Source organism: Xanthomonas sp. GW, from assembly GCF_014236815.1.
Lineage (GTDB): Bacteria > Pseudomonadota > Gammaproteobacteria > Xanthomonadales > Xanthomonadaceae > Xanthomonas_A.
The window spans coordinates 3011069-3035369 of record NZ_CP051189.1 but is presented as its reverse complement, the minus strand read 5'-3'; the positions used below and the strand labels follow the sequence as shown (position 1 = coordinate 3035369).

General features: G+C 70.3%; 22 protein-coding genes. 10 read left to right on the top strand and 12 right to left on the bottom strand.

The genetic code is table 11. From position 1 onward, the window contains the following. Positions 1-22: 22 nt before the first annotated feature. From HEP73_RS13040 to ptsP, 4 genes are all read right to left on the bottom strand, one after another. Positions 23-1288, bottom strand: a complete 1266-nt coding sequence (locus tag HEP73_RS13040) for a carbohydrate porin (RefSeq protein WP_185820312.1) — start codon at positions 1286-1288, stop codon at positions 23-25. 92 nt (positions 1289-1380) lie between these two features. Then, the gene (locus tag HEP73_RS13035; RefSeq protein ID WP_185820311.1) at positions 1381-3108 is read right to left on the bottom strand and encodes a PTS fructose transporter subunit IIC; all 1728 of its coding nucleotides are present in this window, start codon (positions 3106-3108) and stop codon (positions 1381-1383) included. Between the two features lie 97 nt (positions 3109-3205). Next, entirely contained in the window at positions 3206-4159 is a 954-nt protein-coding gene (locus HEP73_RS13030; protein ID WP_185820310.1) for a 1-phosphofructokinase family hexose kinase, read from the bottom strand. Beyond that, entirely contained in the window at positions 4156-6675 is a 2520-nt protein-coding gene (gene ptsP / locus HEP73_RS13025; protein WP_185820309.1) for a phosphoenolpyruvate--protein phosphotransferase, read from the bottom strand. Before ptsP ends, HEP73_RS13030 begins: the two co-directional genes overlap by 4 nt. A 158-nt stretch (positions 6676-6833) precedes the next feature. On the opposite strand from ptsP, the gene HEP73_RS13020 reads away from it, so the two are divergent. Then, positions 6834-7814 (top strand): LacI family DNA-binding transcriptional regulator, encoded by a 981-nt coding sequence (locus HEP73_RS13020; RefSeq protein WP_185820308.1) that lies wholly within the window; start codon positions 6834-6836, stop codon positions 7812-7814. A gap of 50 nt (positions 7815-7864) precedes the next feature. Here HEP73_RS13020 and HEP73_RS13015 read toward each other — a convergent pair whose 3' ends face one another. Then, positions 7865-8041, bottom strand: a complete 177-nt coding sequence (locus HEP73_RS13015) for a hypothetical protein (protein WP_185820307.1) — start codon at positions 8039-8041, stop codon at positions 7865-7867. A gap of 14 nt (positions 8042-8055) precedes the next feature. Continuing rightward, positions 8056-8379: a transposase gene (locus tag HEP73_RS13010; RefSeq protein WP_185820306.1), complete on the bottom strand. Its 324-nt coding sequence runs from the start codon at positions 8377-8379 to the stop codon at positions 8056-8058. 313 nt (positions 8380-8692) lie between these two features. On the opposite strand from HEP73_RS13010, the gene HEP73_RS13005 reads away from it, so the two are divergent. The 3 genes from HEP73_RS13005 to HEP73_RS12995 all read left to right on the top strand — a co-directional run bounded on the left by HEP73_RS13005 (position 8693) and on the right by HEP73_RS12995 (position 12241). Next, positions 8693-9985, top strand: coding sequence for a nucleotide sugar dehydrogenase (locus HEP73_RS13005; RefSeq protein ID WP_185820305.1), 1293 nt, complete (start codon positions 8693-8695; stop codon positions 9983-9985). 125 nt (positions 9986-10110) lie between these two features. Beyond that, positions 10111-11736 carry an FMN-binding glutamate synthase family protein gene (locus HEP73_RS13000; protein WP_185820304.1) on the top strand — a complete coding sequence of 542 codons (1626 nt, stop codon included), beginning with the start codon at positions 10111-10113 and terminating at the stop codon, positions 11734-11736. A gap of 67 nt (positions 11737-11803) precedes the next feature. Then, positions 11804-12241 carry a GNAT family N-acetyltransferase gene (locus tag HEP73_RS12995; RefSeq protein WP_255423487.1) on the top strand — a complete coding sequence of 146 codons (438 nt, stop codon included), beginning with the start codon at positions 11804-11806 and terminating at the stop codon, positions 12239-12241. A gap of 247 nt (positions 12242-12488) precedes the next feature. On the opposite strand, the gene HEP73_RS12990 is transcribed toward HEP73_RS12995, so the two are convergent. Together HEP73_RS12990 and HEP73_RS12985 are read right to left on the bottom strand one after the other, a co-directional pair. Then, entirely contained in the window at positions 12489-13745 is a 1257-nt protein-coding gene (locus HEP73_RS12990; protein WP_185820303.1) for a TIGR03862 family flavoprotein, read from the bottom strand. 13 nt (positions 13746-13758) lie between these two features. Continuing rightward, entirely contained in the window at positions 13759-14202 is a 444-nt protein-coding gene (locus HEP73_RS12985; protein ID WP_185820302.1) for an FKBP-type peptidyl-prolyl cis-trans isomerase, read from the bottom strand. Between the two features lie 66 nt (positions 14203-14268). On the opposite strand from HEP73_RS12985, the gene HEP73_RS12980 reads away from it, so the two are divergent. Continuing rightward, positions 14269-14634 carry a DUF6164 family protein gene (locus HEP73_RS12980; protein ID WP_058360033.1) on the top strand — a complete coding sequence of 122 codons (366 nt, stop codon included), beginning with the start codon at positions 14269-14271 and terminating at the stop codon, positions 14632-14634. Positions 14635-14827: 193 nt separating this feature from the next. Then, positions 14828-15583: a sulfurtransferase gene (locus tag HEP73_RS12975; protein WP_185820301.1), complete on the top strand. Its 756-nt coding sequence runs from the start codon at positions 14828-14830 to the stop codon at positions 15581-15583. A 323-nt stretch (positions 15584-15906) separates the two neighbouring features. Here the strand turns inward: HEP73_RS12975 and HEP73_RS12970 are convergent, their stop codons facing one another. Further along, entirely contained in the window at positions 15907-16713 is an 807-nt protein-coding gene (locus tag HEP73_RS12970; protein WP_185820300.1) for an SDR family oxidoreductase, read from the bottom strand. Between the two features lie 324 nt (positions 16714-17037). On the opposite strand from HEP73_RS12970, the gene HEP73_RS12965 reads away from it, so the two are divergent. Further along, the gene (locus HEP73_RS12965) at positions 17038-18033 is read left to right on the top strand and encodes an LLM class flavin-dependent oxidoreductase (protein ID WP_185813089.1); all 996 of its coding nucleotides are present in this window, start codon (positions 17038-17040) and stop codon (positions 18031-18033) included. 234 nt (positions 18034-18267) lie between these two features. After that, positions 18268-18432: a hypothetical protein gene (locus HEP73_RS12960; RefSeq protein ID WP_185820299.1), complete on the top strand. Its 165-nt coding sequence runs from the start codon at positions 18268-18270 to the stop codon at positions 18430-18432. Between the two features lie 76 nt (positions 18433-18508). Here HEP73_RS12960 and HEP73_RS12955 read toward each other — a convergent pair whose 3' ends face one another. Together HEP73_RS12955 and HEP73_RS12950 are read right to left on the bottom strand one after the other, a co-directional pair. After that, positions 18509-19159 carry an exopolysaccharide biosynthesis protein gene (locus HEP73_RS12955; protein ID WP_185820298.1) on the bottom strand — a complete coding sequence of 217 codons (651 nt, stop codon included), beginning with the start codon at positions 19157-19159 and terminating at the stop codon, positions 18509-18511. Beyond that, positions 19143-20486 carry a hemolysin family protein gene (locus HEP73_RS12950; protein WP_185820297.1) on the bottom strand — a complete coding sequence of 448 codons (1344 nt, stop codon included), beginning with the start codon at positions 20484-20486 and terminating at the stop codon, positions 19143-19145. The genes HEP73_RS12955 and HEP73_RS12950 overlap by 17 nt, the downstream gene beginning before the upstream one ends. 247 nt (positions 20487-20733) lie before the next feature. Here HEP73_RS12950 and HEP73_RS12945 point away from each other — a divergent pair, with 247 nt between their 5' ends. Both HEP73_RS12945 and HEP73_RS12940 read left to right on the top strand, forming a co-directional pair. After that, on the top strand, positions 20734-21363 hold the full coding sequence (locus HEP73_RS12945; protein WP_185813085.1) for a DUF47 domain-containing protein: 630 nt from the start codon (positions 20734-20736) through the stop codon (positions 21361-21363). A gap of 85 nt (positions 21364-21448) precedes the next feature. Next, positions 21449-22570 carry an inorganic phosphate transporter gene (locus HEP73_RS12940; protein WP_185820296.1) on the top strand — a complete coding sequence of 374 codons (1122 nt, stop codon included), beginning with the start codon at positions 21449-21451 and terminating at the stop codon, positions 22568-22570. A 104-nt stretch (positions 22571-22674) separates the two neighbouring features. Here the strand turns inward: HEP73_RS12940 and HEP73_RS12935 are convergent, their stop codons facing one another. After that, positions 22675-24225 carry a S10 family peptidase gene (locus HEP73_RS12935; RefSeq protein ID WP_185820295.1) on the bottom strand — a complete coding sequence of 517 codons (1551 nt, stop codon included), beginning with the start codon at positions 24223-24225 and terminating at the stop codon, positions 22675-22677. Positions 24226-24301: the final 76 nt, after the last annotated feature.

Genomic DNA, 24301 nt, shown 5'->3' with positions numbered 1-24301 from the left:
TCCCCAATCCCGAATCCCGGCCCTACAGCGCCCAATCCACGCGCATGCCGGCGACCAACGCATTCGGCAGGTCGCGGGTGCGCGACGGGTCGTTGAACTGGTCCGGATGCACGATGTAGTGCAGGTTCGGCGCGATGCGCAGCTGCGGGGTGACCTGGATGCCGTAGCTCAGTTCCATCATGTACTGCGAACTGTGCGGGGTGCCGCTGCCGCCGGCCGCGACGCGCGCCAGGCGCAGGTCTTCCAGCGCATCGTCGCTGTAGCGCTGCTGGGTGACGACGAAGGCGATGTTGTCCTGCTCGCGGCTGGCGAAGGTGCCGCGCTGGACCAGGCCCAGCTCCAGGAAATGGTCTTCGATCAGTTGCCCGGAGGTGCCCTTGAGCACCGAGCCGAACAGCACCAGGCCGCGCGCGCTGTCGGCGTCGGGGCGGGTGACCTGTTGCTCGAAGCGGAAGAACGCGCCGGAGCGGCCGTTGCGGGTGGCGTAGTCCAGTCCGCTGAGCCGCGCCGGGTTGCCGTTGCGGTCGGTCAGCGGGTCGCTGTAGTCGGAGTTGTCCTGCCAGCCGCCCAATTCGTACATCGCCGGGAAGCGCACGCTGGCCGCTTCGGTCTTGTAGCCGACCGCGTAAGGCACGATCACCCCGGTGCGGTCGCGGCTGCTCCAGTTCAGGCCATGCTCGCCGTCTTCGGCCTGGGTCGGATTGACCTCGTAGGCGCCGACGTGCACGTACACGTTCGGCGTCACCCAGGCCTTGGCGTGCGCGGCCCAGCTGGACACCGGCCAGTAGGTGAAGTTGCTGGTGCGGAACACGAAGGTCGGGTTGCCGCAGGCCGAGTTGCCCTGGAAGTAGCCGCACAGGTCCGAGCCGAGGAAGTGGATGTTGGCCACGCTGCGTCCGGCCTCCAGTTCCAGGCGGTCGTCGAACAGCTTCTGCGCGATGGTGAAGTTGGCCAGGCGCGTGCCCTGGCCGCCGTAGATTTCCTGCACCGAGGTGCTGTTGCCGATGTCGCTGTTGGCCAGGTTGGTGCCGTGGCGGTTGATCGCATAGACCTTCAGCGTGGCGCCGTTCCAGCCCATCAGCCGCTGCAGGTCGACGTCGGTGCCGAGCATCAGCTGGCCGGCGTAGGCGCTGCCCTGTTCCTTGCCGCCGTCCAGCGAGACCGCGGCCTCGCCGGTGTAGGCGAGCTTGAGCTTGAACGCGTCGCTGGCGTCCTGGGCGTGGGCCAGCGGGGCCAGGGCGAGCGCCAGGGCGGTGAGCGACAGGCGTCGGGTAAGGGGGAGGGACATGGCGGAGACTCCTGGGGTGTGGTGGAGGCCGGCGCGTCGCCGTGGGCGACGGGGGAGGGGACATCGCCCCCGGCGGCGCGCCGGCGCAGGACTTATTCGGCGACCGGCTTCTTCAGCACGCGCAGCGCCAGCGCGGTCAGCACGGTGCCGGCGAGCAGCGCGATCAGGTACATGCCCAGATGGGTCACCGCGTTGGGGATCGGCAGCACGAACACGCCGCCGTGCGGCACCTTCAGTTCGGCGCCGGCGGCCATCGAGATCGCGCCGGCCAGCGCCGAGCCCAGCATCAGTGCAGGGATGGTGCGCAGCGGGTCGCGCGCCGCATACGGGATCGCGCCTTCGGTGACGAAGGCCAGGCCGAGCACGCCAGTGGCGGCGCTGGTGCCGCGCTCCTCGCGGGTGAAGCGGTTGCGGAACACCCAGGTGGCCAGCGCGATGCCCAGCGGCGGGGTCATGCCGGCGACCATCGCCGCGGCCATCGGCGTGTACACCTGGCTGGCGATCAGGCCAGTCGAGAATGCATAGGCGGCCTTGTTGACCGGCCCGCCCATGTCGAAGGCCATCATCGCGCCCAGCAGCAGGCCCAGCAGCACCGCGCTGCTGCCCTGCATGCCGCGCAGCCAGTCGGTGAGCCAGGCCAGCGCCTCGGCGACCGGCTGGCCGACCACGTACAGCATGGTCAGGCCGACCAGCAGGGTGCCCAGCACCGGCAGGATCAGCACCGGCTTCAGCCCTTCCAGCGTGCGCGGCAGCTTGATCGCGCGGTTCAGCGCGGCCACGCCGTAGCCGGCGATGAAGCCGGCGAAGATGCCGCCGATGAAGCCGGCGCCGAGGTTGGCCGCGACCATGCCGCCGATCATGCCGGGAGCGATGCCGGGGCGGTCGGCGATGGAGTAGGCGATGTAGCCGGCCAGCGCCGGCACCATCAGGGTGAAACCAGCCTTGGCGCCGATCTGGAACAGCGACCAGGCCAGGGTGCCCTTGTGCGCGTCGTCGAAGGCGTAGATGCCGCCCAGCGCGAACGCCAGCGCGATCAGCAGGCCGCCGGCGGTGACGAACGGCAGCATGAACGACACGCCGGTCATCAGGTGCTTGTACGGGCCGGCCGACTTGCCGCGTTCGCTGCTCGCCGTTGCTGCGCCGTTGCCGCTGGCCGCGTGCACGCCAGCCTCGGCCAGCGCCTTGCGGATCAGGCCGGGGCCGTCGTTGATCGCCGGCTTGGTGCCGCTCTTGAACAGGCGCTTGCCGCCGAAGCGCGACAGGTCCACTTCGCGGTCGGCGGCGATCAGCACCAGGTCGGCGTCGGCGATTTCGGCATCGCTGAGCGTGTCCTGCGCGCCGACCGAGCCTTGCGTTTCGACCCGTATCTGGTGGCCCAGGGTCTTGGCCGCCTGCTGCAGGCCTTCGGCGGCCATGAAGGTGTGGGCGATGCCGGTGGGGCAGGAGGTCACGGCGACGATGCGCTTGGTGCCGCCGGTCTGCGCGGCTACGCTGGCGGCCGTTGCCGGCGCGGCATCGGCCGCGGCCAGCAGCGGCGCGAGCACGCCGCTGGCGTCGTTGAGCACCGCATCCAGGCTGGCGCGCAGCGGCGCGGCGCCTGCGAAGCGTGCTTCGTCGGCATCGCCATCGCCGACCAGCAGCAGCGGATAGCCGCTGCCGGCCGCGGCCAGGTCCAGCGGCGCGATCACGCCCTGCGGCGTGCGCACCTCGGCGTGCAACACCGCGCCACGCGCGCTGGCCGCATGGCGCAAGGCTTCGGCGGCGAGGACGGCTTCGGTGCTGCGCTCGCCGGCGACGATCACCACGAAGATAGGATTCATGCTTGCTCCCGATGGACGCAGGGGGACGCCGCGCGCGATGGCGGCGGCGTGCGGTTCGATGACATTCGGTTCGAAGACATGGGGGTCGACGAGGCGTTCATTGCAGCGCCTCGATGCGCACCGCGGCGGCGATGCCGGCGACCTGGTCGCGTGGCAACCGGCGCGCGGCGCCGCTGCCCAGCGTGGCCACGGCGAAGGCGGTGGCCTGGCGCGCGCAGGTCGCCAGGTCGGCGTCGGCCAGCATCGCGGCGACCAGGCCGGCGACCATCGCATCGCCGGCGCCGACGCTGCTGCCGCCGGCCAGCTGTGGAGGGTGCGCCAGCAACGCCTGCTCGCCGCGCACGAACAGCGCGCCGTCGGTGCCCAGCGACACCACCACCAGGGCGATGCCGCTGGCCAGCAGCGCGCGCGCGGCGGCCAGCACCTCGGCGGTGTCGTGCAGCGGCGTGCCGGCCCAGTCTTCCAGTTCGTGGCGATTGGGCTTGATCGCGAACGGCAACTGCGCGCGCGGCGCGGCCAGCGCGGTGCGCAGCGGTGCGCCGCTGGTGTCCAGCAGCACCCGTGCGCCGGCGACGGCGGCCTGCGCCTGCAGCGTGCGCCAGCTGTCCTCGGCCAGGCCGGCCGGCAGGCTGCCGGTCAGCACCACCGGCAGGCCCGGACGCAGCAATTCCGCCAGACGCGCGCCGACCGCCTGCAGCTCGGCCGCGCCCAGCGGCAGCCCGGGCAGGTTGATGTCGGTGGTGGCGCCGCTGTCGGCGGCGACCAGCTTGAGGTTGGTGCGGGTGTCGCCGGGCACGCGCAGGCAGCGGTCGTCGATGCCGCGCGCGGCGAACAGGGTTTCGAACAGGTGCGCATTGCCGGCGCCGAGCACGCCGAGCGCGGCCGTGGCGATGCCGGCATCGGCCAGGCAAGCGGCGACGTTGATGCCCTTGCCGCCGGCGATCGCATGCGCGCTGCTGGCGCGATGCACCTGGCCGGGTTGCAGCCGGTCGATCGCCACGGTCAGGTCGATCGCAGGGTTCAGGCTGACGCTGACGGCCTGCACGCTCATGCGCCGGCTCCGTCCAGCGCGCGCACGTCGGCCGCGCTTTCGCAGTCCAGCGCCTGCAGCGCCAATGCCTGCAGCGCATCCAGGCGGCTGCCGCGTAGGCGCGCCTTCACCGCCGGCACGTCGTTGGGGGTCATCGACAGCTCGTGCACGCCCAGTCCGGTCAGCAGTGCCGCGCCGAACGCATCGCCGGCCAGGCCGCCGCACACGCCGACCCAGCGCCCGTGGCGCGCGGCGCCTTCGACAGTGGTGCGGATCAGGCGCAGCACCGCCGGGTGCAGGCTGTCGGCCTCGGCGGCCAGGTCAGGATTCTGCCGGTCGATCGCCAGCGTGTACTGGGTCAGGTCGTTGGTGCCGATCGAGAAGAAGTCGGCATGTCGCGCCAGCGCGTCGGCCTGGATCGCCGCCGCCGGCACTTCGATCATGATCCCCAGCGGCACTTCCGGCGCGTCCAGCTCGGCGCGCAGGCGTTCGCACTCGGCGCGCAGCGCGACGATCTCCGCCGCCGAGGTGATCATCGGGAACATGATCGCCAGCTTGGCGCCGTCCCTGGCCGCGCGGTACAGCGCGCGCAGCTGCGGTTGCAGCAGGTCGGCGCGGCGCAGCAGCAGGCGCGCGCCGCGCACGCCGAGGAACGGGTTGTCCTCGCGCGGCAGGTTCAGGTGCGCGACCTGCTTGTCGCCGCCGATGTCCAGCGCGCGCACGATCAGCGAACGTCCGTCCAGCGCCTTGGCCATCGCCATATAGGTGTCGTACTGCTCGTCCTCGCTCGGCGTGCTGCCGCGCTCCAGGAACAGGAACTCGGTGCGCATCAGGCCGACGCTTTCGGCGCCTTGCGCCAATGCCATCGGCACCTGCTCGGGCAGGTTGACGTTGGCGCCGATCTCCACGCGGTGGCCGTCCTGGGTCTGCGCCGGCTGGTTGCGCTGCTCGGCCTCGCGTTCGCGCAGCTGGCGCTGTTCTTCGATGTAGGCGCGGGCGGAGGCCAGGTCGGCCTCCGACGGCGCCAGGTACAGGCGGCCGCTGTTGCCGTCGACGATGACGGTAGCGCCGTCGTCCAGGTCGAGCAGGTCGGCACCGCCGGCGACCAGCGCCGGCAGGCCCAGGGTGCGCGACAGGATCGCGGTATGCGAGGTCGGCCCGCCCAGCGCGGTGGCCAGGCCGAGCACGCGGCTGGTGTCCAGGTGCGCGGTGTCCGACGGCGACAGGTCGCTGGCGAGCAGGATGCAGGGGCGGTCGGGCAGGTGTTCCAGGCTGCCGCTGGCCAGACTCGGGTCGATCTGGGTCAGCACCCGGCGGCCGACGTCGCGCAGGTCGCTGGCGCGTCCGGCCAGCACCGCATTGCCCAGCGCCGACAGCTTGTTGGCCATGCGCTCGACCGCCTGCTGCCAGGACCAAGCCACGCCGTGGCCTTCGACCATCAGCTGGCAGGCCAGGGTGATCAGGTCGGTGTCGTTGAGCAGTTCGGCCTGGGCGCGGAAGATCGCCGCGTCGCCGGCGCCGAGCCGGCGCCGGGTGTCGTCCTCGATCGCCTGCAGTTGCTGGCGGGTGCGCAGCAAGGCGTCGTGCAGCAGCGCGCCGCCGTCGCTGAGCGGCACCGGCGCGTCCGGCACCGGGCCGTCGTTGCCGGCCAGCTTGTGCACCACGCCGATCGCCAGGCCGGGGCTGGCGCCGATGCCGACGATGGCCGGCTGCGCCTGCGGCGGGGTCCAGCCGGTCACCGGGGCGGCGCGGCGCTGCGCGGCGGCCTGCGCGTCGGCTTTCTCCTGTGCGGTGAGGCCGTCGATGACGCTGCGCAGCCGCGCCAGCGCGGCAACCGCGTCCTGGCCTTCGGCCGAGATGGTCACCGTGTCGCCGGCATGCAGGCCCAACTGCAGCAGCGACACCAGGTTCTTGGCATCGCCGGTTTGTTCGCCGGCACGCACCTGGATCCTGGCGGCGAAACCGCGCGCGGTTTCCACCCAGCGCGTGGCCGGACGCGCATGCAGGCCGGTGGGGTAGGCGACGGTCCACTCGAAGCTCTCGCCGAGGTCGGCGACCGGCTTCCCGCTTGCCGCCGCGACCGCATCCTGGCTCAGCGCGTCGACGATCGCCTGCGGGTCGTCGCTGGCGAACAGCGCGTCCAGCCGCGGCTGGTCCTGGATCAGCCGGGTCAGGCGCCGCAGCAGGGTGATGTGGGTATCGGACTGCGCGGCGATGGCGACCACCAGGTGGGTGGTCTGGCCGGGATTCCACTCCACGCCGTCGCGGATCTGCAGCACCGCGATGCCGTCGCGCTGGACCAGGTGGCGGTCCTCGCCGGTGCAGTGCGGGATCGCCACTCCGTGGCCGAGGAAGGTGTTGGCCAGCGCCTCGCGGCGCAGCATGCTGGCCGCATAGGCCGGCGGCACGCAGCCGGCGGCGACCAGCAGCTGCGCGGCCTGGGCGATGGCGTCGGCCTTGTCGCGGACCTGGACGTTGACGCGGACCAGTTCGCTGGCGACCAATACGGGGGGATTCGTCTGGGTCACGCGGGGCATCCTTCGAAGGGCTGGGGCGGCGAGTGGGCGCAGTGTGGGAACGTTCCCACTCCCGCGTCAATGTGCACTGCACAATTTATTCGGGAAATCCCGGTGCTACTATCGAATTTTGCCACTTGGAAGGGGGTTGCAGTGGGAATTTTGCGGGAACGTTGCCAGTGACGGTCAGCATTCATGACGTGGCGCGGGTGGCCGGGGTCTCGACCTCGACCGTGTCGCGGGCGCTGGGCCATGGGCCGGTCAGCGAGGACGTGCGGGCGCGGGTCGAGGCGGCGGTGCGCGAGACCGGCTACCGGCCGAACCTGATGGCGCGGCGGCTGCGCTCGCAGCATTCGGGGATCGTCGGGCTGATCGTGGCCGACATCCGCAACCCGTTCTTCACCGCGGCGATCGGCGCGGTCGAGGAGGTGGCCTATCGCGCCGGCATGCGGGTGATCCTGTGCAACACCGACGAGGATCCGCAGCGCGAGGCGCTGTACTTGCAACTGATGCAGGAGGAGCGGGTCAGCGGCCTGATCTTCGCGCCGACCCGCACCACCCAGAACCAGCTACCGAAGTTGAACTTCGACTACCCGGTGGTGCTGCTCGACCGCGCCGGCAAGGCCGGGGTGCACGACAGCGTGGTGCTGGACAACGCCGCGGCGATGGCGAGCCTGATCGAGCACCTGGCCGAGCGTGGCTTCCGCCGCATCGGCGGACTGTTCGGCAAGACCAGCAGCACCGCCGCCGAGCGCCGCGACGGCTATCTGGCGGCGATGCAGGCGCACGGCCTGGCGCCGAGCTACCGCGAGGTGGCGCCGAGCGCGGAGGCGGCGACCGCCGAGGTGCAGGCATGGCTGGCGCAGCCCGAGCGCCCCGAGGCGCTGGTGGCCAGCAACAGCCTGCTGCTGATGGGCGCGCTGAAGGCCGCGCGCGGCGCCGGCCTGCGCATTCCGCAGGATCTGGCGCTGGCCGGCTTCGACAACGAGAGCTGGACCGACCTGGTCGAGCCGGGCATCACCGTGATCGAACAGCCGGTGGAGGACATGGGCCGCACCGCGATGTCATTGCTGCTGGAACGGCTGAACGCACCGACCCTGCCGATGCGCAAGGTGGTGCTGAGCGGGCGTTGCATCGTGCGCGGGTCGAGCCTGCGCTGAGTGGGTGGAGTGGGTGGCGCCACCGAGGGCGGCGCGGTTTGTTTACTGCGCTATTCGCTGCCGTCCGGCCGCGGGTAGTCGCGTTCCGGGTCGGCGTGATTGCGCTCGGGATCGCTGTCGGGCTGGTCGCGGTCCTTCCACTGCGCATCGTCGTTGTGCAGCTTGTCGGGCGTCTGGCTGCGCTGCTGGGAACTGTGCGCGTTCTCGCGGTTGGAGGTACTGGCCATGCGTGTCTCCAGGGTCAGGCGGGGGCAGGGGTCGGATCGGGATAAATATCGTGCCGCTCCGAACCGTCCAGCCTGGCCCAGCAGCCCAGCACCAAGGCCTCGGCGTCGCTCCAGGCGATGCGCGGCCACGGATGCTCGGCGTCGTAGCGTTGGCGCAGGCGCTGGATGCGCACCGCATTGGACTCGCGCGGCAACTGCAGGAATACGTCGCAGGCCATCTTGATCAGACGCGCATGCTCGCTGAAGGACTGCGGGCCCAGCTTGCCTTCCCCGTGCAGCATCTTCCAATGCGCCAGTTCGGCTTCGACATCCACGAGCAAGCTCGGAGCATGGCTCACGGCGAGTTCTCCTGTTGGGTTGGGGGCATATGGGACAAGGGCCGTTCCGGTGTTTGCGCGGAACCGTTTCCATATACTAAGACGCGCAGCGTAAAGACCAGGTCACACTGGTGTCGTGGCGGTGGCAAGAGTCGCGACATGCGGAATGCCGCGTGTGCGGCGGGAACGCGGCTTGCAAGACGTCCGGCCCCGCTTGGAGCGCGCCGCCGCGGCGCTTACCATGGCCGTGGGTCCGCGCCGCGGACATCCGCACTTCCGCGACCACCCGCGGCGCCGGCTCGCACTGCCGCCGCGGCGCCCTGAAAGGAACGGCATGCCCGTCGCTATCGTGTTCGATCCCGCGCAACTGCGCATCGGCGTCATCGGCCTGGGCTATGTCGGCTTGCCGCTGGCGGTGGCGTTCGGCGCGCGCTACGACACGCTCGGCTACGACATCGATGCGCAACGCGTGGCGCAACTGCGCGATGGCCACGACCAGACCCTGGAAATGGAACCGGACGAACTGCGCGCCGGCGTGCACCTGCGCTACAGCGACGATGCCGCCGCGCTGCGCGACCGCAACGTCTATGTCGTCACCGTGCCGACCCCGATCGATGCCTACGAACAGCCCGACCTGCAACCGCTGCGCCAGGCCAGCGAACTGCTCGCCGGCGTGCTCAAGCGCGGCGACCTGGTGATCTACGAATCCACGGTGTATCCGGGCACCACCGAAGAGGTCTGCGTGCCGCTGCTGGAACAGGGCTCGGGCCTGCGTTTCAACGAAGACTTCCACTGCGGCTACAGCCCCGAGCGGGTCAACCCGGGCGATCGCCAGCGGCGCCTGGCCGACATCCGCAAGATCACCTCCGGCTCCAGCGCCGCGGCCGCCGACGCGGTCGATGCGCTGTACGCGAGCATCATCGGTGCCGGCACCTGGCGCGCGCCGTCGATCCGCGTGGCCGAGGCGGCGAAGGTGGTGGAGAACATCCAGCGCGACGTGAATATCGCCCTGGTCAACGAGCTGGCGCTGATCTTCGACCGCCTCGGCATCGATACCCAGGACGTGCTGGAAGCGGCCGGTACCAAATGGAACTTCCTGCCGTTCCGCCCCGGCCTGGTCGGCGGCCACTGCATCGGCGTGGATCCGTACTACCTGCTGCACAAGTCCGAGAGCATGGGCTACCACCCGGACCTGATCCACACCGCGCGCCAGGTCAACAACCGGGTCGGCGCGCACGTCGCCGCGCGGGTGCAGGCGCTGCTGGCGGACAAGGGCGTGAACATGGCCGCGGCCACGATCCTGGTGCTCGGCGTCACCTTCAAGGAGAACTGCCCGGACCTGCGCAACAGCCGCGCGCTGGAACTGGTGCAGGCGCTGGCCGCCAGCGGCGCGCGGGTCGATGCCTGCGACCCCTGGGCCGAGCCGCAGCTGGCGCGCGAACATGGCGGCGTGGAACTGCTGCCGGCGCCGGTCGCCGGCCGCTACGACGCGGTGGTACTGGCGGTGGCGCACGACGAATACCGCGGCTTCGACGCCGCGCAGATCCGCGCGCTGGGCACGCCGAACCTGGTGGTCTACGACGTCAAGTCGGTGTGGCCGCGCGCCGCGGTGGACGACCGCCTGTAACCGAAAACGCCGCACGCTGTACACCGTCAAGCTGTACGCCGCCCAAGCGGGCGGTAGGCGGCGCCAGCGCCATTGCCGGCCTGCACCGCCTACACTCGCGCCTTCCGAATCTCGCGAGGAACGCGATGCACCGCTACCTAGCCTATGTCGCCAGCTGCGTGCTGCTGGCGCTGTCCATCGCCCTGTGCGCGATCTGGCCGCTGTGGGGCTGGGGCGTGGCCGCCTTCGCGGTCCTGGCGCTGCTCGGCACCTGGGACCTGCTGCAGACGCGCAGCACGTTGCGCCGCAACTATCCGATCCTGGCGCATTTCCGCTATGGGCTGGAATCGGTCGGCCCGGAGATGCGCCAGTATTTCCTGCAGAGCGATATCGAGGAGGCGCCGTTCTCGCGCCAGCAGCGCGCCCTGGTCTACCAGCGCGCCAAGAACGTCATGGACGTGGTGCCGTTCGGCACCCTGCGCAGCGCCTACGCCACCGACTACGAGTGGATCAACCACTCGCTGGCGACCAGCGAGATCGCCCACCACGATTTTCGCGTGACCATCGGCGCCGGCTGCGCGCAGCCGTACTCGGCCAGCGTGTTCAACATCTCGGCGATGAGCTTCGGCGCGCTGTCGGCCAACGCCATCCGCGCGCTCAACGAAGGCGCGCGCCGCGGCGGCTTCTACCACGACACCGGCGAAGGTTCGATCTCGCCGTACCACCGCGAATGCGGCGGCGACCTGGTGTGGGAGATCGGCTCGGGCTACTTCGGCTGCCGCGATGCGGAAGGGCGCTTCAGCGAGGAGCGCTTCGTCGCCAACGCCACCCTGGCGCAGGTGAAGATGATCGAGGTCAAGCTGTCGCAGGGCGCCAAGCCCGGCCACGGCGGGGTGCTGCCGGCGGCCAAGGTCAGCGCCGAGATCGCCGCCACCCGCGGCGTGGCGATGGGCCAGGACTGTGTGTCGCCGTCGCGGCATTCGGCGTTCTCCACGCCGCTGCAATTGCTGCAGTTCGTGGCCCGGCTGCGCGAGCTGTCCGGCGGCAAGCCGAGTGGGTTCAAGCTGGCGATCGGGCATCCGTGGGAGTGGTTCGCGATCGCCAAGGCGATGCAGGAAAGCGGGCTGTACCCGGATTTCATCGTCGTCGACGGCGCCGAGGGCGGCACCGGCGCGGCGCCGGCCGAGTTCATCGACCATGTCGGCGTGCCGATGCACGAGGCGCTGCTGCTGGTGCACAACACCCTGGTCGGGCTGGACGTCCGCGACCGGGTCAAACTCGGCGCGGCCGGCAAGATCACCAGCGCGTTCGACATCGCGCGCACTCTGGCGCTGGGCGCGGACTGGTGCAACGCCGGGCGCGGCTTCATGTTCGCGCTGGGCTGCATCCAGTCGCTGAGCTGCCACAGCGACCGCTGCCCGACCGGCATCGCCACCCAGGACCAGCGCCGCTGGAAGCACCTGGATCCCACCGACAAGGCGGTGCGGGTGGAGCACTACCACGCCAATACGTTGAAGGCGCTGCGCGAACTGCTCAGCGCCGCCGGCCTGGCCGATCCGTCGCAACTGGGGCCGGAGCACATCCTGCGGCGCATCTCGCAGGTCGAGATCCGCTCGCTGGCCTCGCTGTACCGCTACCTCGAGCCGGGCGAACTGCTGCGCGACGGCGTGCCCGACCACGCGGTGTTTCAGGAGTACTGGGCCGATGCGCGCAGCGATTCGTTCCAGCCGCCGGCGCGGATTCGGAGCCTGCGCGACAGCAAGTCGCGATGAGTGCCTGCACTCGCACGCCGCCGCGGATCGAGCTGCGGCCAGCGACGCCGGCGGACATCGATGCGATGTGGCGCTGCGCACCCGCTGCGTGCGCGAGGTGTGCCGCTCGCACTATCCGCCGGCGCTGATCGAGGCCTGGGCCGCATCGCCGGCGCCGGCGACGTACCCGCAGTTGATCGCCAGCGGCGGCGCCGTGCTCGCCGAGGACGCTGGCGGCCGACTGCTCGGCTTCGGCATGGTCGATCTGGCCGGCAGCGAGATCGACGGCCTGTTCGTCGCGCCCGAGGCGCAAGGCACCGGCCTGGGCGCACGCCTGTTGCGTGCGCTGGAGGCGAAGCTGCCATCGGCAACGCGCATCCATCTGGCGGCGGCGCTCAATGCGGTCGCGTTCTACAGCGCGCAGGGTTACTTGGTACTGCGACAGGGCAGCTATGCGCATCCCAGCGGGATGGCGCTCGATTGCGTCTATATGGAAAAGCTTGCCGCAGCGGCATCGAACGCATGAGGTGCTGCTAGCCGATGCGGGCAGCACGATGCTATCGCCGCTCCGCTGCGGCACCGCGCGCATTCGCTCGAAGCATGCCTGCGCGCGAGGACAGCTATCGCGTGCGATCCCGCTGAACGCGGTAGCCGTTCCAGCGCTGCAATGGCGTCTTCCGCAAACGCATCGAAAGAGCGCAAGCTTTTTCGAATCCCGAATCCCGAATCCCGAATCCCGAATCCCGAATCCCGAATCCCGAATCCCGCGCCACTCATCCGCGCCGCCCCAGCCACGCCACCGCTCCACGCCCTGCACGCAAACCGCTGGCGAAGCAGGCGCTGAGCAGGTAGCCGCCGGTCGGCGCTTCCCAGTCGAGCATCTCGCCGGCGCAGAAGGTGCCGGGCAGGGCGCGCAGCATCAGTGCCGGGTCCAACGCTTCCAGGCGCACCCCGCCGGCGCTGCTGATCGCCTCGGCCAGCGGACGCGGGCGCAGCAGGGTCAGCGGCAGCCGTTTCAGCGTGGCCGCCGCACGCGCCGGATCTTCGCCTGCCTGCTTGCCCAGGATCTCGAACAACAGCGCCGCCTTGACCCCGTCGATGCCGGCCTGGCGCCGCAGGTGCTCGCCGAAGCTGCGCCCGCCGCGTGGCTTGCCCAGTTCGGCCTGTAGCCGTGCCAGATCGCGGCCAGGCGCCAGGTCCAGCCACAGCGCGGTCGGCCCGTGCGCGGCGATGGCCTCGCGCAGGTCCGCCGACAGCGCATAGACCAGGCTGCCCTCGATGCCGTGTTCGCCGACCACGCATTCGCCCTGCAGCGCGTGTTCGCGGCCCTGCGCATCGTGCCAGTGCGCGATCACCGGCTTCAGCGGCGCGCCGGCATGGCGTTCGCGGAAATGCGCGCTCCAGTCGATATCGAAGCCGCAGTTGGCCGGCTGCAGCGGCGCGAGTTCCACGCCGCGCGCGCGCAGCGTGTCCTGCCAGGCGCCATCGGAACCCAGTTGCGGCCAGCTGCCGCCGCCCAGCGCCAGCACGCAGGCATCGGCATGCACCAGGCGTTCGCCGTCGATGCTGGCGAAGCGCAGCGCGCCGTCGTGGTCCCAGCCCTGCCAGCGATGCTGCACGTGGAAGCGCACCCCGGCCTCCTTCAGCCGCCGCACCCAGCCGCGCAGCAGCGGCGCAGCCTTGCGGTCCAGCGGGAACACGCGGCCGGAACTGCCGACGTAGGTCTCCACGCCCTGCGCCTGCGCCCAGGCGCGCAGCGCATCGGCGTCGAAGTCGGCCAGCCATGCGCCGACCTGCGCGGCACGCTCCCGATAGCGCGACACGAACAGCGCGAACGGATCGGAGTGGGTCAGGTTGAGTCCGCCCTTGCCGGCGATCAGGAACTTGCGCCCGACCGAGCCCTTGCCCTCGTACACATCGACCTCGGCGCCGGCCGCGCGCGCGGTCTCGGCGGCGATCAGTCCGGCGGGGCCGCCGCCGACGATGGCGATGCGGCCGCGCACGGCGGCGGCGAGCTTGTTGGCGGGCATCGGTGGCAACGGCTCAACGCGGCTTGACGTCGAGCAGTTCGACATCGAACACCAGCGAGGCGTTCGGTGGAATCACCCCGCCGGCGCCACTGGCGCCGTAGCCGTATTCCGACGGGATCATCAGCTTGCGCTTGCCGCCTACGCGCATGCCGGCCACGCCTTCGTCCCAGCCACGGATCACCTGACCGCCGCCGAGGGTGAAGCTGAAGGGCTGGCCGTGGTCGGCGGAGGCGTCGAACTTCTCGCCGCACTGGTCCTTGGCGGTCTGGTCGTACAGCCAGCCGGTGTAGTGCACGGTCACCTGGTTGCCGGGCCGCGCTTCGGCGCCGCTGCCGACCTGCTCGTCGATCATCTGGAACGCGGCGATGTTGCCGCCCGGCGGCGGACCCGGCGGCGTGCAGCCGCTCAACAGCCAGGCAGGCAACGACAGGCTCAACAGCAGCAGGGCACGGCGCATGCGGTCATCCATGGGCGAACAGGGCGTGCAAGGGTAGCGCATCGTCGCAGCGGCTATCATCGGCGCATGGCCAAACTGCTGCTCAACCTGCGCCACGTGCCCGACGACGAACTCGCCGAAGTGCGTGCACTGCTCGATGCCGCGCGCATCGACTACTACGAGACCCGCCCCGGCACCTTCGGCATTTCCGCCGGCGGCGTGTGGCTGCGCGAGGACGCCGAGCAGGCGCGGGCCAAGGCGCTGCTGGCCGACTACCAGGCGCAGCGTGGCGAACGCGCCCGTGCCGAGCGTGCCGCGGCGCTGCGCGACGGCAGCGCCGAGACCTTCGCCACGCTGCTGCGGCGGCGCCCGCTGTTCGTGCTGGCGACGCTGCTGGGCATGCTGCTGATCGCCTCGCTGGTGCTGCTGCCGTTCTTCCTGTTGCGCGGCTAGCGCCGGTCGGCGCGATCGGGATAAACGCGACTGACGGCGTAGCGTGCTGCCTGGGTGTACTCCAATGCGTCGCTCCGCGACTCGATCGACTTGCGCCGTTCCCGCGGCTTCTTGCGCGTAGGCGCACGAGCGCCGCGAGGCAGCCGCATCGCCCTGTCAGCTGCGGCCGCACGCCGCACGCTAAAATGCGCGGATGATCGCCAATACCGCCGCCTACCATTTCGTTGCCATCGCCGATCCCGACGCGCTTGCCGCGCAGTTGCAGGACCGGGCGCAGGCCGGCGCCTTGCGCGGCACCATCCTGGTCGCGGGCGAGGGCATCAACCTGTTCCTGGCCGGCGCGCCGGAGGCGATCGACGACTTCTACGCGCAGCTGCGTGCCGACCCGCGCTTCGCCGCGCTGCGGGTCAAGACCAGCATCAGCGCGCAGCAACCGTTCGCGCGGCTGAAGACCAAGGTCAAGCCGGAGATCATCAGTTTCCGCCGCGATGCCGCCTCGCCGCTGGCCGCCGAACGCGCCCCGGCAGTGGCGCCGGTCACGCTGCAGCGCTGGCTGCGCCAGGGCCACGACGACACCGGCCGCCGCGTGGTGCTGCTGGACACGCGCAACGCCCAGGAAGTGGACTACGGCACCTTCGCTGGCGCCCTGACCCTGCCGATCGTCAAGTTCACCGACTTGCCCGAGGCGCTGGCACCGCATCGCGCCGACCTGGCCGACGCCACCGTGGTCAGCTTCTGCACCGGCGGCATCCGCTGCGAGAAGGCGGCGCTGTGGATGCGCGCCGACGGCATGGACAACGTGCTGCAACTGGACGGCGGCATCCTCGGCTACTTCGAGGAAGTGGGCGGCGAGGGCTACGCCGGCCGCTGCTTCGTGTTCGACGAACGCGTGGCCCTGGACCCGCAACTGCAGCCGCTGGTGGATGTCGCGGCGCCGGTGAGCGATTGATTGCCGCGGCAGGGATTGGGGAGTCGGGATTGGGGATTGGCAAAGGCGGTCTGCCACGCGACTGACCGAAAATTTGCGCTCTGCAAGCTGGGTTGTCGCCGCGTCACATCAGCGCCTCAAAGGAATCCTCTCTAGCGAATCCCCAATCCCCAGCGACGAATCCCGTAAAACGGGTCTGGCCTGGCAAGCGCCCGGTCAGCGCTCCGAGCCGTAGTGTTCTCCAGGAGCAGGAAGCCAGTGGCGCGATGGCGCACTCGGCCCCTCTGGCAAGGCAGAAGCCGCTTTGGCGAATCCCCAATCCCGACTCCCCAATCCCAACGCCGTCAGGCGTACTGCATCTTGCGCGTCATCCCGCCATCGACCACGAAGTCCTGGCCGGTCACGAACCCTGCATCGCTCGACAGCAGATACACCGCCAACGCGCCGATATCCTGCGGCGTGCCGACCCGGCCGGCGGGATGCTGCGCATGGTCCTGCCGCGACAGCGCCGTTTTGCGCCGCGCGCTGGGCTTGCGCCAGGCATCGGTGGCGATCCAGCCCGGACTGATGCAGTTGACCCGCACCGCCGGCCCGGCGCTGATCGCCAGCGCATGGGTGAAGGCCAGCAGGCCGCCTTTCGCCGCCGCGTAGGCTTCGCTGTCGGGTTCTGATTGGTGGGCGCGGGTCGAGGCGATATTGACGATCGCGCCGCCGCCGGGGCTGTCGCGCAGTGCCGGGAGCGCGTGCTTGCTGCACAGGAAGGCACCGCCCAGGCTCGCGCCCAGGCGCCGGTTCCATTCGCGCAGCGCCAGGCGCTCCAGCGGGCCGCTGTGCGGATCGGCGACGCCGGCATTGTTGACCAGGCCATCGATGCGGCCGAACTGCGCCAGCGCGGCATCGACGAAACGCCGCACGCCGGCTTCGGCCGCCACGTCCAGGCGCCGGAACAACACCCGGTCGCCGGCATCGAGTTCGGCGACGCAGGCGCGCCCGGCCTCGGCGTCCAGATCGCCGAACGCGACCCGGCCGCCGGCGCCCAGCACCGCCTGCACCACGCCGCGGCCGATCCCCTGCGCGCCGCCGGTGACCAGGACCACGCGGTCGCGCAGCGGCAGGGCGGGGGTGGTGGGTACCGGCGGGATCAGGGACATGGCGGACGACCGTGCGGGGCGGGAGCAAAGCGTAGCCAGGCGACCGTGCAGTCGGCGTTGCCGTCGTCGCGGCTGTGTGTGGGTGTCGACAGACAGCAGGGCGCACGTACCCTCATCCGCCCCTTCGGGGCACCTTCTCCCGAAGGGAGAAGGGAGATGCTAAGCCCCTCTCCCACCGGGAGAGGGGTTGGGGTGAGGGTACGACCGCACGCAAACCCTGGCGCAGCCATGCCGCCACCGCAAATCAGCGTTCCGGCCCCGGCCGCTGCAATCGGCCCGGCCGTCCCCATTTCCACTGCATCGCTTTGCAGGAACCCGCTCTCCATGATGCCGATCTCCATCCTCGATCTCGCCCCGGTCTGCGAAGGCAGCGACACCACCCAGGCCTTCGCCAACATGCTGGACCTGGCGCAGCACGCCGAGCGTTGGGGCTATCACCGCTACTGGCTGGCCGAGCACCACAACATGCCCGGCATCGCCAGCGCTGCAACCGCGGTGCTGATCGGACATGTGGCCGGCGGCACGCGCCGGATCCGGGTCGGCGCCGGCGGCATCATGCTGCCCAACCACGCGCCGCTGCAGGTGGCCGAGCAGTTCGGCACGCTGGCCTCGCTGTATCCGGGGCGTATCGACCTGGGCCTGGGCCGCGCGCCCGGCACCGACCAGGCCACGGCGCGCGCCTTGCGCCGCTACTTCGACAGCGCCGACCAGTTCCCGCACGACGTGGCCGAGCTGCTGCGCTATTTCGAGCCGGCCGAACCCGGCCAGCTGGTGCGCGCGGTGCCCGGCGCCGGCATCGAGGTGCCGGTGTGGCTGCTCGGCTCCAGCCTGTTCAGCGCGCGCCTGGCGGCGACACTGGGGCTGCCGTTCGCGTTCGCCTCGCACTTCGCCCCGGATGCGATGGACGAGGCGCTGGCGGTCTACCGGCGCGAATTCCGCCCCTCGGCGCGGCTGCGCGATCCGTACGCGGTGCTGGCGTTGAACGTGGTCGGCGCCGAGTCCACGGACGCGGCGCGGCGCCTGTTCACCACCCAGCAGCAGAGCTTCGTCAATTTGCGCCGCGGCCGCCCGGGGCTGATCCCGCCGCCGATCGACGACATCGAGGCGTTCTGGCAGCCGCACGAGAAGGCCGGCGTGGAGCGCGCGCTGGCCTGCACCGTGCTCGGCGATGCGGCCGAGGTCGCGCGCGGCATGGCGGAGTTCGTCGCCCGCCATCGCCCCGACGAACTGCTGCTGACCGCCAACATCCACGACCACGCGGCGCGGCTGCGCTCGTTCGCGATCGCCGCCGAGGCCTGGACCCAGGCGGCCGCCGCGTAGGCATCGGCAGGCGTGGCCACGCACTGCACGGCCGCGTTCGCCAAGCCGCTGCCTGGGCTGCCTTGGCGCGCCGCGTAGACAAGTGCCGGCGACAGCGGCGGTTTTCACTTCGTCTTGCCGGGGCCTTGGATCAGATTCGGATGGCGTGCCAGGGGCTGGCGCGCACGTGGTGGCAGTACCCGGCATCGCGCCGGTCGGCGCCACGCATCAACGGATCGAAACAGGGGGCGTCACATGGAATCCGAGTACCTGCCGCCGGCCGCGCGCGGCTGCGGCCTGGAGGCCGTCTTGCATCAGCTCGCGCTGCAACTGCAACGTCTGCAACGCGCGCCGGACGCCGCCGGGGCGGCGCAGCCGTTGCGCAGGCAGGTGTTCGCCGAGGCGTCGGTCGCGGAGTAGCGCTGCATCGCGCCAGAAGCGTGCGCGAGGCGCGCGGCACCGTTTCGGCGCGAACTTTTTCGGTGGGGAGCGCGGGCTACAGCTTGTGCATCCACTCGCGGCTCAGGTCCACCACCTGGTCCGAGGCCAGGCCCAGGCCGAGCGCCACCGCGATGCCGCCCAGCCACGACACCAGCATCAGGCCGCCGTCGCGTTCCAGCAGGGCCAGCGAAAACAGCAGCAGCATCGCGCCGAACGCATAGTTGGTGAACGGGATCGGCAGCGACAGCAGGATCCCCAGCACCACCAGCAACAGCCCGCTGAACGCGCGTGCCGGCAGCGTCTCGACCAGCGCCGGCAGGCGCGGCTTGAGCAACTTGTCCAGCCGCCGCAGCCACGGCGCGATGCGCCCGACGAAGCGCTGCATGGTGCGCCGGCGCGGGCCGCGTTCGCCGATGAAGCGCGGCAGCCAGGGCTTGCGCAGGCCGATCAGCATCTGCGCGCCGATCAGCGTCACCAGCGGCCCGCTGAGGCCGCCAGCCAGGCCCGGCACCGGCAGGAACGCCGGCAGGATCGCCACGAACAGGAACACGCCGAACGCGCTGTGCTGCAGGTCGGCCAGGATCGTGCGCAGCCGCAGCTGCTCGTCCGGATCGCCGAGCAGGAAGGTGTCGAGCAGGGTGCGGATGCCTTCGGCGCTGTAGCCGTGGCCGGGCTCCGCGTCGGGCGCGTCACCCGGTGATGTCATCGCTGTTCTCGTCCTGCAGCTTGCTCAGCAGCAGCTTGTCCACGCGCGCGCCGTCCAGGTCGACGATCTCGATGCGCCAGCCGGCCCAGTCGAAGAACTCGCCGGCGTGCGGAATGCGGCCGAAGTAGTAGATGCACAGGCCGGCCAGGGTGTTGTAGTCGCCTTCCTCGGCGTTGGGCAGTTCGGCGCCACCGAGCAGCTCGCGCAGGTCCTCGATCGCCAGCGAGCCGTCGATCAGCAGCGAGCCGTCGGCGCGGGTCACCACCAGCGCGTCCTCGTCGGCGTTGTCCACCGACTGCAGGCGCCCGACCACCGCGCCCATCAGGTCGCTGATCGTGACCAGGCCCTGGATCTCGCCGTATTCGTCCACCACCAGCGCCATCGACTGTTGTTCCTCGCGGAAGATCTCCAGCAGCTTCATCGCGTGGGTGGATTCGGAGACGAACAGGGTCTCGCGCAGGCTCTGGAACAGTTGGGTGGCGTCGCCGTCCATGCGCGTGACCAGCGATTTCACTTCCAGCACGCCGGCGATGTCCTGGTCGCTGCCGCGGTACACCGGATAGCGCGAGAACTCGTGCTCGCGCATGGTCTGGAAATTGCGCTCGACCTCGGCGTTGGCGTCGAGCCAGGCGATGCGGTTGCGCGGCGTCATCAGGCTGTCGGCGGTGCGGTCGCCCAGGCGCATGACCCGGTTCATCATGTCGCGCTCGTGGCTGTCGATCACGCCGGCCTCGTGGCTCTCGGCCACCAGCATGCGGATCTCCTCTTCAGTCACCGACGCCGATTGCTCGTTGCCCAGGCCGAGCACCCGCAGCACCAGCCGGGTCGAGCGCGACAGCACCCACACCGCCGGCGCGGCGACCAGCGCCAGCCAGCCCATCGGCACCGCGACGAAGCCGGCGATGACTTCCGAGCGGGTCAGCGCCAGGCGCTTGGGCACCAGTTCGCCGAAGATCAGCGTCAGGAAGGTGATCAGCACGATCGCCAGGGTCTTGCCGATCACCGCCGAGTACGGCTGCGGCTGCCCGATCAGGCTGAAGGTGGCCGACAGCGCCGGGAACAGCGACTGCAACTTGGCCGCGATCGCCTCGCCGATGGCCTCGCCGCCGAACACGCCGGTCAGGATGCCGATCGCGGTGATGCCGATCTGCACGGTGGACAGGAAGTTTTCCGGATTCTCGGCCAGCGCCAGCGCCTTGGCCGCGCGCGTGCTGGATTGCGCCATCTGCTTCAGGCGGCTCTTGCGCGAGGTCATCAGCGACATCTCGGACATCGCGAAGAAGCCGTTCAGCAGCACCAGGGCTGCCACGACCAATAATTCAAGCATGCGCGCGCTCCCTGGCGGCAAGGGAAGCGGGGACATGGGCGCCGAGGCGGCGCGGGGGGGGGGGCTGGGGTGGTCGTCCAGGGTGCGCCTAGCGACGGCGCGGCTGCATGGTAGCAAACCCGGGTGGCGGCCGCGTCCACGCGACGCCGACGCGCTGCCGCCGGTCGCCCGATTCCCCCGTTTTGTCAGCAAACGGTCATAATTCCGCCCCGGTGCCGTCCCTCCCGCGACGGCGGGATTGCGTTTCATGTTCTCGTTGCAGACCATCTTCGGTTCCGGCAAGCAGTTCTACACCCTGCTCGACGAAGCGGCGCAGGCCGCCTACGACAGCACCAAGGCGCTGCATTCGATGATGCGCGCATCGTCGGACCGGCAGCCGGCGCTGGACGCCTTCAAGCTGGCGCGGCTGCGCGAGCGCGCCGCCGCCGACAAGATCGGCCAGGCGCTGGTCGACAGCTTCATGACCCCGATCGAGCGCGAGGACATCGAGGCGCTGGGCTCGGCGCTGTACAAGATCCCCAAGCAGGTGGAGAAGTTCGCCGACCGCTATTCGCTGGCGGTGCAGCACCTGGAGCACATCGACTTCGCCCCGCGCGCGGCGATGCTGGAACAGGCCGCGGCGGTGGTGGTGGAGATGGTCCACGACCTGCGCAACATGCACCTGGACCGGATGAGCGCGCTCAACGACAAGCTGCGCTCGCTGGAGAACGAGGCCGACCGGCTGATGCTGGAGCTGTACCGCGACATCTACTCCGGGCGCCTGGACAACCTGCAGATGTTCCTGCTCAAGGAGTTCTTCGAGATCCTGGAGAAGGCCATCGACCGCTGCCGCGAGGCCGGCGTGGTGGTCTACCAGATCGTGCTGAAGAATTCGTAATGGGCACGGTCCGGATCCGCTGCATGCGCGGCTGCGCCGCCATGCCCGCCGCCGCGGCCGCCATGGGTGAGGCGAGGAGCGCACGATGCTGACGCTGGTCCTGATCGTGATCCTGGCCGCGCTGGTGTTCGAGTTCATCAACGGCTTCCACGACACCGCCAATTCCATCGCCACGGTGGTTGCGACCAAGGTGCTCAGCCCCGGCTGGGCGGTGATCCTGGCCGCCGGCATGAACCTGATCGGCGCGCTGACCGGCACCGCGGTGGCGATGACCATCGCCTCGGGCCTGCTCAACACCGACGTGGTGACGGTCACCCCGCAGGTGATCCTGTGCGCGCTGCTCGGCGGCATCGTCTGGAACCTGATCACCTGGTGGAAGGGCCTGCCGTCCTCGTCCTCGCACGCCTTGATCGGCGGCCTGTGCGGCGCCGGCCTGGCCGCGGCGCACAACAACTGGGGCGCGCTGATCTGGTCGCAAAACGTCGGCGACTGGGCCAAGAACAAGGGCCTGCTGTGGAAGGTGTTCGTGCCGATGATCACCTCGCCGATCGCCGGCTTCCTGCTCGGCATCGCGGTGATGCTGCTGCTGTGGGCGATGATCGCCGGGCTGTCCAAGGTCGGCGGCCGCATCGGCCGGCTGGCGCGGCCGCGCTGGGTCAACGCCTTCTTCGGCAAGGCGCAGATCGCCTCGGCCGCGTACATGGGCTACGCGCACGGCCACAACGACGCGCAGAAGACCATGGGCATCATCGCCATGACCCTGGTCGGCGCGCAGAGCACCGGCGCGCTGGACGAGCTGCCGTCGTGGCTGGCGTTCCTGCATCCGGCCGCCAGTCAGGGCCAGGGCATCGCCACCTGGATCGTGCTGACCTGCGCGGTGGTGATGGCCGCCGGCACCGCCTCGGGCGGCTGGAAGATCATCAAGACGCTGGGCCACAAGATGGTCAAGCTGCACCCGATCCACGGCTTCGCCGCGGAAACCAGCTCGGCGACGATCCTGACCCTGGCCGCGCACTTCGGCATGCCGGTGTCCACCACCCACAGCATCTCCACCGCGATCATGGGCGTGGGCTTCGCCAAGAACCCGCGCTCGCTGCGCTTCGGCGTGATCGAGCGCATCGTCTGGGCCTGGATCCTGACCATCCCGGCCGCCGCCGGCGTGGCGTATTTGATTTTCCGGGTGTTTGCGCTGTTTGGTTGGACGTGACGAGCGGGGATTGGGAATTCGGGATTGGGGATTCGTAAAAGCGCGTTCAGTGCGCGCTGAAACCCCGCTCTTGCCAATCCCGACTCCCCAATCCCGAATCCCGGCTAGTTAGCCCGATACATCGCCAGAACATCCCCACGCAGCGCGCGCTGGCTGTCGGCGCGGTTGTAGAACATGTGCCCGCCCGGATAGTTCTTGACCTGCACCCGGGTCGGGTCGTTGCCCATCACCGGCATCTGGTCCACGGTCAGCACCGAACCCATGAACGGGCACGACAGGTCGTTCCAGCCGTGCACGATCAGCACCCGCAGCTTGGGGTCGATCGCCACCGCCTGGCGCAGCTCGGTCACCGAGCCCTTGCGCAGTTCGTCGTTCCAGTCCCACAGCTTGTTCACGTCGTAGTTCAGCGCCTGGTAGCGCGCGTCCACCTTCCAGCCGACCACGCGGGTCACGAAATCGACCATCGCGGTAGTGGTCGGGGCGATGATGCTGTCCAGCAGCGGATCGTTGGCGCGCTGCTCGGGCGCGTTCGGGAACGGGTCGAACGCGGTCACGTTGGAGTCGTAGCGGCTGCCGAGCTGGCCCTTGTCGCGGAACACCTCGCGCAGGTATGCCTGGGTTTCCAGGCGGCCGCCGGCGCGGCGCACGTAGACCGGGTCCAGCCCGGTCATCGTCGCCACCTGCTGGATCATCCGTTCGCTGCCGGCCGCGTCCGAGCGCCCGCGCAGCAGCGCAGTGACGTAGTCGCCGCGGGTGTAGTCGATCACCTGGCGCATCGCCTCCGGGGTCAGCCGCTGCTCGCGCTCCAGGTGCGCGGCGGCGATCGAGGGCAGGGTCAGCATCCACGCCAGCGGCGACACGTCGCCGTTGTCGTCCAGGGTCGGGTTGAGGTACGGCGAGACCAGCACCACGCCGTTCATCGCCACGCCCAGCTGGGTCTGCAGGTAATGGGTGATGCGCGGCCCGCGGAAGCCGCCGTAGCTCTCGCCGACCAGGTACTTGCGCGACTGCAGGCGCTGGTTCTTCAGCAGCCAGTCGTAGATCGTGCGCGACAGGTATTCGATGTCGGCCTGCGGGTTGTAGAACAGCTTCTTGGCCTGCTCGTCGGCGACCCGCGAACGGCTGAAGCCGGTACCGACCGGATCGATGAACACCAGGTCGGTGAAGTCCAGCCAGGTGCCGGGGTTGTCGTGCAGCGTCGCCGGCGCCGAGGCGCTGTCGCCCTCGCTGCCGAAGGTAACCACCTTCGGCCCGATCGCGCCCAGGTTGAGGTACACCGAGGCCGCGCCGGGGCCGCCGTTCAAGGCGAAGGTCACCGGGCGGTCCTTGCCGTCCACGGTGTAGGCGGTGAACACCACGTCGGCGACGGTCTTGCCCTGCGCGTCCTTCACCGGCAGCGTGCCGACCGTGGCGGTGTAGCTGAGCGACTTGCCGTCCACGTGCGTGACCTGGCGCACCTTCGCATCGGCCGGCAACGCAGCCGGCCTGGCCGGCTCGGCGCTGTCGGCCTTGTCGGTTTTGTCTGGCTTGTCGACAGCGTCGGCATCGGCGGCGAGTGCGGCGGAGATCGGCAGGACGGCCAGCAACAACGCCGCCAGCAGCGGCTTGGACAGGTTCGGCACGGGGAGGGCGCTCGGCAGAAGGGAAGCCGGCATGCTAGGCCGCGGCGCGGCGCGCGCGGATGTGCACAAAGGCATGGTCGGCGCGCAGCGTCGGCGCGCAGCACGCATT